The organism is Hydrocarboniphaga sp. FW305-C-57, from assembly GCF_058783045.1.
The window spans coordinates 290,428-300,974 of the sequence record NZ_JBYSYG010000006.1; the positions used below are offsets into that span (position 1 = coordinate 290,428).

The window sequence follows — 10,547 nt, forward strand, 5'->3', positions numbered from 1 at the left end:
TGGAGAGCCCACTGTCGGTTTCCGAGTCCCGGCCCGGTTAGACGAAAACTGCGCGATGCTTGCCTGATTCTCCACGGGTCGCGCCACTGCACTTTTCAAGCGGGCGCCGGACGAGGACCATGGGCCCATGACGAACCGCGCTCATTCCCGTGACCCGCATGCGGGCCCGATCGCCGATCCGAGGCCGCCTGCGCAGGCCCTGGCGGACGCGATCGCCCGGGCGATGCCGGCCGATGGTCTTGCACGAACCGCCATCGAGAAGCTGTGGCTGATCCGCAGTTCGAGCACGACCGAGCCTCTGCAGGTGCTGCACGAGCCGGCCGTCTGCATCATCGCGCAGGGAGCCAAGCAGGTGATGCTCGGCGACACCCGCTATGACTACGATCCGGCGCGCTACCTCGTCGTTTCGGTGGATTTGCCGCTGTCGGGCCATGTCACCGAAGCGAGCGAGCAGGCGCCGTACCTGTGCATGCGGCTCGATCTCGATCCGGTGCTGCTCGCATCCGTGGTCATGGAACGCGGGCTCGATGCCGCCCGCGATCCGCAACTCGGTCGCGGGCTGCTGCTCAGCGCCACCGAGCCCGAACTCATCGATGCGGCGACGCGTCTCGTGCGTCTGCTGCAAACGCCCGGCGACATCGGCTTTCTGGCCCCGCTGATCGTCCGCGAAATCTACTACCGGCTCATGATGGGCGAGCAGGGCGAGGCGATCCGGCGCATCGCGCTCGCACAGAGCAAGACGCAGCGCATCAGCCGCGCGATCGGCTGGATCAAGACGCACTACGCGGAGCCGTTCTCGGTCGAGACCCTGGCCCAGCAGGCCGGCATGAGCCTGTCCGCGTTCCATCAGAGCTTCAAGGCCGTGACCTCGCTGAGCCCGCTGCAATTCCAGAAGCAGCTGCGCCTGCAGGAAGCGCGCAGGCTCATGATCGGCAAGGCCGTCGACGCGGCCAAGGCCGGCTTCGAAGTGGGCTACGAAAGCGCATCGCAATTCACGCGCGAGTACCGGCGCCTGTTCGGCGAACCGCCGGCCCGCGATGCGGCGCGTTATCGAGAACGCGACGCGGGCACGGCCCTGTCGCGGATCGATTCGATGTACTGAGTGGCCTCGAGTCGTTCGCGGTTCAGCAGGCCGATGGCGTGGCTCGGATCAAATGAGGGCGTTCCCCCAGCAGGACTGCCTCATGCTCCCGACCCGTCGTGACCTGCGCTTCAAGATCGGCCCCGAGTGCGCGCGCCATTGGCACGTCGAAGGTGCCGCGCTGACTCACTTCGTCAATGCGATGTCGCTGACGTTTCCGGAAGGCGAGCGCTATTTCATCCACACCGTGCGGCATTTTCGCGAGCGCATCCGCTCGCCCGAACTGGTCAAGGCGGTCACCGCCTTCATCGGCCAGGAAGCCATGCACGGGCGCGAGCACGAGGAATACAACCGCAGGCTCGACGAAGCCGGCCTGCCGGCCGCGCAGCTGCAGGCCTTCGTCGCCGGATTCTTCGACGTGCTCAAGCGATACCTGCCGCCCGAGGCGCAGCTGTCGACGACGATCGCGCAGGAACACTTCACCGCGATCATTGCCGAGGCCCTGCTGACCGATCCGCAGCTCATCGACGGAGCCGATCCGAAAGTCGCGGCGCTCTGGCGCTGGCATGCGCTCGAGGAGATCGAACACAAGGCCGTGGCCTACGACGTCTACGAAGCCGTGATGGGACGCGGCGCGCGCGCCTACGCCCTGCGCGCGGCCGGCATGGTCGGCACCACCGCCGCGTTTCTCGCCCTGGTGCTGGGCCTGCAGGCCCGGCTGATGATCGCCGATCGCAGGCCCGGCGGCCGCGCGGGCCTGGCGAGCATGGCCCGTTTCATGTGGGTGTCGCCGGGCTTGTGGCCCAGGCTCGCCAAGCCGTGGCTCGAATATTTCAGGCCCGGCTTTCATCCGTGGCAGAACGACAATCGCGAGCTGCTCGGCCAGCTCGACGACGTGGTGCTGCAGATCGCCGCATGAGGACGGGCCGCGGGGCGGCCCGGCGGTTCACTGCGATCAGTGCAGGCCCAGCGGAGAGGGGGCCGTGGCGAGCGAAAGACGCGCGCCGACCTGTTCCGCGGCGGCGGCGAATGCGCTCTGGCAATCCGGAGTGGAATCCTGCGGAAGCTCGAGGCGCCAGTTGGAACCGTTACCGGACGGCTCATCGAGCTTGAGCGAAATCGGGGTCGTGACGAGTACGGATTCCGGCCCGTGTTCCGCCGCGATGCGACCGCGAATCGCGCGCTCCAGCGCTTCGATCGACACCATTTCTCGCATCGACATGGCCTATCCCCGGTATCCAGACGCGCGCATAGTGCCTGCGCCGAAACCTTGCTGGCAACTTAAGAAATTCTCATCAAAAACGACGTCGAATTGACATCAAAGCGTCATGCGGAGGCCGTACTCTCGAGCATCTTTGCCTTCGTTCCCGCGGTGCGGCGCCAGATTTCGTCGCACCGCTTCCCAATGAAAAAGCCCCTGAGAAAAGGGGCTTTTTCATTGCTGCCTCCAGGCTCACGACCCCTCAATCACCGTCGCGCATCTCGAGGCTGCGGTTGATGCCGAGCGCGGCCAGCGTGGCGACCGCGCCCGAGGCCAGATAGAGACCGACCAGTGCGACGCCGAACTTGGCGGTCAGCGAGAGTGCGATCAGCGGGGCGAAGCCGGCGCCGAACAGCCAGGCGAGGTTGGAGCTGTAGACCGCGCCGCTGTAGCGGTAGCGCGTGCCGAAGGCCGAATTCACCGCGCCGGAAGCCTGGGCATGGGCGAAGCCGAGCAGCGCGAAGCCGATGACGATGAAGGCGTAGGCGCCGGCCGGGCTGCCGGTCAGCAGCACCGGAATCGAGCCGCTGTAGATCGCGATGAGCACCGTACCGATGGCCAGCGTCAGGCGGCGGCCGAGGTGGTCGGCCACTATGCCCGAGGCCATCATCGTCAGCACGGCCGCACCGGCGCCGATGATCTGCACGATCAGGATGTTCTTGATCGGCAGGTCGCTGAACAGCAGCGCCCAGCACAGCGGAAACACGGTGACGAGGTGGAACAGCGCGTAGCTCGCGAGCGGGGCGATCGCGCCGAGCAGCATGTTGCCGCTCTGGGTGCGGAACAGCTCGCCGAGCGGCGCCGGCAACAGCTCGCGCTTCTTGAGCAGCTCGGTGAATTCCGGCGTGGCGACCAGGCGCAGGCGGGCGAACAGGGCCACCACGTTGATCGCGAAGGCCACGTAGAACGGATAGCGCCAGCCCCAGTCGGTGAAGTCCGCCGGCGAAATGCTCGTGTAGACGAAGGCGAACAGCGCCGCGGCGAGCGCGAAGCCGAGCGGGGCGCCGAGCTGCGGAATCATCGCGTACCAGCCGCGGCGCTTCTGCGGGGCGTTGAGGGCGAGCAGCGAGGGCAGGCCGTCGGCCGCGCCGCCGAGCGCCAGGCCCTGGGCGAAGCGGAACAGGGCCAGCAGCACGATGGCTGATTCCCCGATGGCGTTGTAGCCGGGCAAAAAGGCGATGCCGGCGGTGGCGGTCCCGAGCATGAACAGGGCCGAGGTCAGCTTGGTGCCGCGGCCGTAGAAGTCGTGGATGAAGCGGAAGATCAGCGTACCGATCGGCCGGGCGACGAAGGCCAGCGCGAAGATCACGAACGACTGCAGGGTGGCCTGCAGCGGGCTCAGGTGCGGGAAGAACACCGCCGGGAACACCAGCACCGAGGCGATGCCGAAGACGAAGAAATCGAAGAATTCCGACAGACGCCCGATGACCACGCCGATCGCGATCTCACCCGGGGCGACCGGATGATGGTCTCCTGACTCGTGCAGGCGGCCGGTGCCCATCGGCCCCTGTTCCTTCGATGTCGAATGCGTGTCTTGAGTCGTAGACGTCATGTGTTGCTCCAGCGATGTAACTTGAACTCGGTTTTGAACCGGGTAGCGTCCTGCACCGACGCACTGTACTCCTCGCACCTGATATCAGGAACGCGCACGTACCCATCCACTCCAACAGGGGCGGCGAACGATTACATAGCTGTCAGTTGGACCGCGATAGGACAAAACGTCCAATCGCGGCAGCTGAACCAGCTGCTTAAAGTTCGCGTCTCCCAAAGTCCCCCCACGATTGCCATGTCCGTCCGAATGCTGCGTGCCCTCCTGCTTCTGCCGCTGATCACCCTGCTGACGGGCTGTGATTGGGTGGTCATGAAGCCTTTTGGCGATATCGCGATCCAGCAGCGCGACCTGATCGTGATCTCCACGATCCTGATGCTGCTGATCGTGGTGCCGGTCATCTTCCTGACCCTGTTCTTCGCCTGGCGCTACCGCGAGTCGAATAAGGAGGCCACCTACGACCCCGAGTGGCATCACTCGACGGGCCTGGAACTGATCATCTGGTCGGCCCCGCTGCTGATCATCATCGCCCTCGGCGCGATCACCTGGATTGCGACGCACACGCTTGATCCGTATCGCAAGCTCGACCGCATCGACGCCGCGCGCCCGGTGCCGGAAGACGTCAAGCCGCTCAAGGTGCAGGTGGTCGCGCTCGACTGGAAATGGCTGTTCATCTATCCGGACTACGGCATCGCCACGGTCAACGAGATGGCCGCGCCGGTCGACGTGCCGATCGATTTCGAGATCACCGCCTCCACGGTCATGAACGCGTTCTACGTGCCCGCGCTGGCTGGCATGATCTACGCGATGCCGGCGATGCAGACCGAGCTGCACGCGGTCATCAACAAGGCCGGCGACTACGAAGGCTTTTCGGCCAACTATAGCGGCCACGGCTTCTCGCACATGCGCTTCCGCTTCCACGGCCTGAGCGGCGACGAGTTCGACGGCTGGGTCGACAAGGTCAAGGCGGCGGGCGGGGCGCTCGAGCGTGCCGACTACATCGAGCTCGAGAAGCCCAGCGAGCGCGAGCCGGTGCGTTACTACGCCAAGACCGCGCCGCAGCTGTTCGACGCCGTGGTCAACCTCTGCGTCGACCCGAACAAGATGTGCATGCGCGACATGATGGCGATCGACGCCGAAGGCGGCATGGGCCTGGAAGGCATCTACAACGTCGCGCACCTGAGCTACGACAGGCCGCGCATGCGCGGTGACGCGCTGCTGGCCTCGCGCCGCAGCTACGTCGCCTCGCTGTGCGCGGTCGACGACGTGGCCCAGGCCTCTCCCGTGCTGTCGGCGCCGCGCTACGGCTCGGCCCGCTTCGCACCTTAAGTCTGAAAATTCAACGCGCGGTTGCGAGTCCATCGATGCACGAACGCTCTGATCTGATCAATTTCCTCTTCGGCAAGCTGAGCTGGGAGGCCATTCCGTACCACGAGCCGATTCTGATCTGGACCTTCGTCGCGGTGGCGGCGGTGGGCCTGTCAGTGTTCGCGTGGATCACCAAGCAGCGCGCCTGGGGCTACCTGTGGAACGACTGGTTCTGCAGCATCGACCACAAGAAGATTGGCGTGATGTACATGGTGCTCGGCATCGTCATGCTGCTGCGCGGCTTCGCCGACGCCATCATGATGCGCGCCCAGCAGGCGATCGCCTTCGGCGACAACATGGGCTACCTGCCGCCGCACCACTACGACCAGATCTTCACCGCGCACGGCGTGATCATGATCTTCTTCGTGGCGATGCCGTTCGTGACCGGGCTCATGAACTACGTGGTGCCGCTGCAGATCGGCGCGCGCGACGTGGCGTTTCCGTTCCTCAACAACTTCAGCTTCTGGATGACCACGGCCGGCGGCGTGCTGGTGATGCTGTCGCTGTTCGTCGGCGAATTCGCCAAGACCGGCTGGCTCGCGTATCCGCCGCTGTCGGGCATCGCCTACAGCCCGGACGTCGGTGTCGATTACTACATCTGGGCGCTACAGATCGCCGGTGTCGGGACATTGCTATCGGGCGTGAACCTGATGGTGACCATCATCAAGATGCGCGCCCCGGGCATGACGCTCATGAAGATGCCGATCTTCACCTGGACCGCGCTGTGCACCAACGTGCTGATCGTCGCCGCGTTCCCGGTGCTGACGGCGGTGCTCGTGCTGCTCTCGCTCGATCGCTACGTCGACACCAACTTCTTCACGAACGACTTCGGCGGCAACCCGATGATGTACGTGAACCTGATCTGGATCTGGGGTCACCCGGAGGTCTACATCCTGATCCTGCCGATCTTCGGCGTGTTCTCGGAGATCGTCTCGACCTACAGCGGCAAGCGCCTGTTCGGCTACGCCTCGATGGTCTACGCGACGGTCGTGATCACGATCCTGTCCTATCTCGTGTGGCTGCATCACTTCTTCACGATGGGCTCGGGCGCGAGCGTGAACAGCTTCTTCGGCATCACCACGATGATCATCTCGATCCCGACGGGCGCGAAGGTGTTCAACTGGCTGTTCACGATGTACCGCGGCCGCATCCGCTTCGAAGTGCCGATGCTGTGGACCGTGGGCTTCATGGTCACCTTCGTCGTCGGTGGCATGACCGGCGTGCTGCTGGCGGTGCCGCCGGCCGACTTCGTGCTGCACAACTCGCTGTTCCTGATCGCGCACTTCCACAACGTGATCATCGGCGGCGTGGTGTTCGGCGTGTTCGCGGGCATCAATTACTGGTTCCCGAAGGTCACCGGCTTCAAGCTCGATCCGTTCTGGGGCAAGTGCTCGTTCTGGTTCTGGTTCATCGGCTTCTGGTTCGCGTTCATGCCGCTCTACGTGCTCGGCCTAATGGGCGTGACGCGCCGCATGAGTCACTTCGATGATCCGTCGCTGCAGATCTGGTTCCAGATCGCCGCGTTCGGCGCCGTGCTGATCGCACTGGGCATCGCCTCGTTCCTGATCCAGCTCGTCGTGAGCATCAGGAACCGCGATCAGCTGCGCGACCTCACAGGCGATCCCTGGGGTGGCCGTACGCTCGAATGGTCCACGTCGTCACCGCCGCCGGACTACAACTTCGCGTTCACGCCGCGCATCCACGAGCAGGACGCCTGGTTCGACATGAAGAAGCGCGGCTACCAGCGTCCGCTCGGCGGCTTCCTCGCCATCCACATGCCCAAGGGCACGGCGGCCGGCATCGTGCTCGCCGGCATCAGCCTGGTCTGCGGCTTCGCGATGATCTGGCACATCTGGTGGCTGGCGGCGGCAAGCTTCGTCGGTCTGGTGGTCTCGGCCATCGCGCACACCTTCAACTACGATCGCGATTACTACATTCCGGTCGAAGACGTGGTGCGCACCGAAGGCGAGCATACGCAGCGGCTCGCGCGACTGGGTTGAGGCTGAAGAGCTAAAGACATGGCACAAATTCAAACGATGAGCGCCGACGGCGCACCGGTTTTCTACGAGACCGAAGAGCATCACGTCGAAAACGGCACGATGCTGGGCTTCTGGCTCTATCTCATGAGCGACTGCCTGGTGTTCGCCGTGCTGTTCGCGATGTACGGCGTGGTCGGTGGCAACTACGCCGCAGGCCCGGGGCCCAAGGAGCTGTTCGACCTGCCGCTGGTGGCGGTCAACACCTCGATGCTGCTGCTGTCGTCGATCACCTATGGCTTCGCGATGCTCGAGATGGTGCGTGGCCGCAAGGGCGCGGTGCTAGTCTGGCTCGCGATCACGGGTCTGTTCGGCGCGGCCTTCATCGGGCTCGAGCTCTACGAGTTCCATCACCTGATCCATGAAGGCGCCGGCCCGCAGCGCAGCGCGTTCCTGTCGGCCTTCTTTACGCTGGTCGGCACGCACGGCCTGCACGTCACCTTCGGCATCATCTGGCTCATCACGCTGATGGTGCAGGTGGGCAAGCGGGGCCTGACCGAAGCCAATCAGCGCCGCCTGAGCTGCCTGTCGCTGTTCTGGCACTTCCTCGACGTCGTCTGGATCGGCGTCTTCACCTTCGTCTACCTGATGGGAGCGCTGCGATGAGCGCTGCACACACGCACGATCACGACACTCCGAACGTCCACAGCCATGACCACGGTCATGGGCACGGCCACGGCGGAGCCGCGCACGGCTCGCTGAAGAGCTACACGATCGGCTTCGTGCTGTCGGTGATCCTGACCGCGATTCCGTTCTGGCTCGTCATGGGCGACGTGCTGCCGAACAAGAACGCCACCACGCTGATCATCCTCGCGTTCGGCGCCGTGCAGATCGTCGTGCACATGATCTACTTCCTGCACATGAACACGAGTTCCGAGAGCGGCTGGAACATGCTCGCGCTGATCTTCACGATCGTGCTCGTGGTGATCACGCTGAGTGGCTCGCTGTGGGTCATGTACCACATGAACGTCAACATGATGCCGTCGATGTCCGCGCACGAGATGCGCAACGTCCCGTAGCTTTTGCATCACGCTATCGGAGTCGACGTGACTCGGACGCTGGAGCCCAGGCCAGCACCGCGCTCGAACGCGGTGCTGGCCTTTTTGATGATCGTCGGTGTGCTGCTGTTCGCTGGGTTCGTGTTTCTCGGCAGCTGGCAGGTGCAGCGGTTGTTCTGGAAGCTCGACCTGATCGAAAGAGTCGAGGCGCGCGTGCACGCGCCGCCGGTCGCACCACCGGAGCCGTCGACTTGGGGCCGTGTCGATGCGACGCACGACGAATACCGCGCCGTGCGCATCGTCGGTGAGTTCCTGCACGACCGCGAAGCGCTGGTGCAGGCGGTGACCGAACGCGGCCCGGGCTTCTGGGTGCTCACGCCGCTGCGCACGGCGGATGGCCATTACGTGCTGATCAACCGCGGCTTCGTCGAGGCCGATCGGCGCGATCCGGCGACGCGCCCGCAAGGGCAGGCGAGCGGCACCGTCGCCGTCACTGGCCTGCTGCGCCTGAGCGAGCCCGGCGGCGGATTCCTGCGGCAGAACGATCCGGCTGCCGAGCGCTGGTACTCGCGTGACGTCGCCGCCATCGCCGCGGCGCGCGAACTGCCGGCCCGGCAGGTCGCCCCGTACTTCATCGACGCAGATGCGAGCCCTAACGACGGTGGCTGGCCGGTCGGTGGGCTCACGATCGTGAAGTTCCACAACAGCCATCTGGTCTACGCGATTACCTGGTTCACGCTTGCGCTGATGGTGGTCGGGGCGGGCGTGATCGTCTGGCGGCGTGAGCGGCGGCTGGCGGTCTAAGCGAAGCGCAGAGCAGGCCTGGGCAAGGGCCTCTGGCGGCGCATGCGGAGGGCGGGTTACGCTCACCGACATGTGCGGTGCCTGGCATCTGGGGAGATGCGCAGGGCGGGTTGATCGACGATCCAACACATTGGGGGAGCACTGAAATGAGAGTTGAAACGGCGGCGCGCCTTATGGCCGTACTGCTTGCACTGAGCCTGTCCGGTTGCGGACTTCCGTTGAAAAAGGCGCCTCTGGTCGATCGCTACCAGGGCCTGGTCGATCGTTCCGAGCTGCGCCAGTCTCGTGCTCGTATCGACGGCGCGAAGACCAAGGTTCTGGCGGTGGTCTTTTCCAAGAACACGCAGGCATCGCTGGCTTTCAATGCCGAACTCAACCAGCGGTTTCATTCGACCATCGGCAGCATGACGCTCAATCATGAGGCCATCGGCTCGGACGTCGACATCGTCCTGTCGGAGCAAGGGCTACTGGGCGCCTTGTTCGTTCCCTTGAAGGCGGCGTTCAAGGAAGTGCGCCTCGCAGGCAGCATTCCGGAGGCGTTCGAAGGTGGAGCCGATTACGTCGGCGTGCTCGACCTGGATCTGAATTACATCAGCCTGGACAGCAAGTACACGCCGTCCCCGATCATGCATATCGACCATATCGCCAATTGCTCCATCAACTTCATCGATGGCGAACTGGTGTCCGGGCCTGATGTGGTGGCGAACGTGCGCTACAAGCAGGAGACGGAACCCAAGTTCCCGGATGCCAACAACCGCGACTTCATCTTTGCGGTGAAGCAGGCGCGCAGCGCCCTGATCAAATCGTTCGCGGCCGAAGTGAAGGCAGCAGTGTCGCCGTAGGGCATGCACTCCGCCTGCGTGGCGCCTAGCATCCAGGGCAACTCATGAGCTTTGCATCGGCTTCATCCTTCGTTCTGGCCCTGCTGCTCTCCGGCATGGCCCTGCCGGCCGCGGCGGCCACGAGCATTCTGGACGATCCGGACTGCACCCGGACCATGACACCCGGCGAGGTTCGGGACCTGAAAAGCTGCATCGCCCGCGGCCCGGCGTGCGCGAAGTACTGGCCCAGCCAGGCCGACGATCTGCAGCACTGCGATGCGGCGGTGACCTGGCTGCGCAGCGCCCTGAAGGGGCCGCTGGCGCAGCGCTACGAGATGTTCGGCGGGGAGCCGCCCGAAGCTGCCGTGAACATTCTGGAAGACCCGGACTGCACCCGGACCATGACGCCCGGCGAAGTTCGGGACCTGAAAAGCTGCATCGCCCGCGGCCCGGCGTGCGCGAAGTACTGGCCTAGCCAAGCCAATGATCTGCAGCACTGCGACGCGGCGGTGACCTGGCTGCGCAGCGCCTTGAAGGGGCCGCTGGCGCAACGCTACGAGATGTTCGGCGGGGAGCCGCCCGAAGCTGCCGTGAACATTCTGGAAGACCCGGACTGCACCCGGACCATG

Annotated in this window: 11 protein-coding genes; 9 read left to right on the forward strand and 2 right to left on the reverse strand. The window is 64.7% G+C overall.

Translation table 11 applies throughout. The features are described from left to right. Window positions 1-127: 127 nt before the first annotated feature. Together AC3WUM_RS14580 and AC3WUM_RS14585 are read left to right on the forward strand one after the other, a co-directional pair. Window positions 128-1,102: an AraC family transcriptional regulator gene (locus AC3WUM_RS14580; RefSeq protein ID WP_492411059.1), complete on the forward strand. Its 975-nt coding sequence runs from the start codon at window positions 128-130 to the stop codon at window positions 1,100-1,102. 82 nt (window positions 1,103-1,184) lie between these two features. Further along, window positions 1,185-2,000, forward strand: coding sequence for a metal-dependent hydrolase (locus AC3WUM_RS14585; RefSeq protein WP_492411060.1), 816 nt, complete (start codon window positions 1,185-1,187; stop codon window positions 1,998-2,000). A 36-nt stretch (window positions 2,001-2,036) separates the two neighbouring features. Here AC3WUM_RS14585 and AC3WUM_RS14590 read toward each other — a convergent pair whose 3' ends face one another. Both AC3WUM_RS14590 and AC3WUM_RS14595 read right to left on the reverse strand, forming a co-directional pair. Then, the gene (locus AC3WUM_RS14590; protein WP_492411061.1) at window positions 2,037-2,303 is read right to left on the reverse strand and encodes a hypothetical protein; all 267 of its coding nucleotides are present in this window, start codon (window positions 2,301-2,303) and stop codon (window positions 2,037-2,039) included. 241 nt (window positions 2,304-2,544) lie between these two features. Further along, entirely contained in the window at window positions 2,545-3,894 is a 1,350-nt protein-coding gene (locus tag AC3WUM_RS14595; protein WP_492411062.1) for an MFS transporter, read from the reverse strand. 234 nt (window positions 3,895-4,128) lie between these two features. Between AC3WUM_RS14595 and cyoA the strand changes: the two genes are divergently transcribed. The 7 genes from cyoA to AC3WUM_RS14630 all read left to right on the forward strand — a co-directional run. Further along, window positions 4,129-5,220 (forward strand): ubiquinol oxidase subunit II, encoded by a 1,092-nt coding sequence (cyoA, locus tag AC3WUM_RS14600; RefSeq protein WP_492411063.1) that lies wholly within the window; start codon window positions 4,129-4,131, stop codon window positions 5,218-5,220. 35 nt (window positions 5,221-5,255) lie between these two features. Further along, window positions 5,256-7,259 carry a cytochrome o ubiquinol oxidase subunit I gene (gene cyoB, locus AC3WUM_RS14605; RefSeq protein WP_492411064.1) on the forward strand — a complete coding sequence of 668 codons (2,004 nt, stop codon included), beginning with the start codon at window positions 5,256-5,258 and terminating at the stop codon, window positions 7,257-7,259. 18 nt (window positions 7,260-7,277) lie between these two features. Continuing rightward, window positions 7,278-7,901 carry a cytochrome o ubiquinol oxidase subunit III gene (cyoC, locus tag AC3WUM_RS14610; protein WP_492411065.1) on the forward strand — a complete coding sequence of 208 codons (624 nt, stop codon included), beginning with the start codon at window positions 7,278-7,280 and terminating at the stop codon, window positions 7,899-7,901. Further along, window positions 7,898-8,314 carry a cytochrome o ubiquinol oxidase subunit IV gene (gene cyoD, locus AC3WUM_RS14615; RefSeq protein ID WP_492411066.1) on the forward strand — a complete coding sequence of 139 codons (417 nt, stop codon included), beginning with the start codon at window positions 7,898-7,900 and terminating at the stop codon, window positions 8,312-8,314. The genes cyoC and cyoD overlap by 4 nt, the downstream gene beginning before the upstream one ends. 27 nt (window positions 8,315-8,341) lie before the next feature. After that, window positions 8,342-9,097, forward strand: a complete 756-nt coding sequence (locus tag AC3WUM_RS14620) for an SURF1 family protein (protein ID WP_492411067.1) — start codon at window positions 8,342-8,344, stop codon at window positions 9,095-9,097. 77 nt (window positions 9,098-9,174) lie between these two features. Then, entirely contained in the window at window positions 9,175-9,939 is a 765-nt protein-coding gene (locus tag AC3WUM_RS14625; protein WP_492411068.1) for a hypothetical protein, read from the forward strand. Window positions 9,940-9,983: 44 nt separating this feature from the next. Then, window positions 9,984-10,547 (forward strand): hypothetical protein (locus AC3WUM_RS14630; RefSeq protein WP_492411069.1); only part of this gene is annotated, 564 nt, incomplete at its 3' end.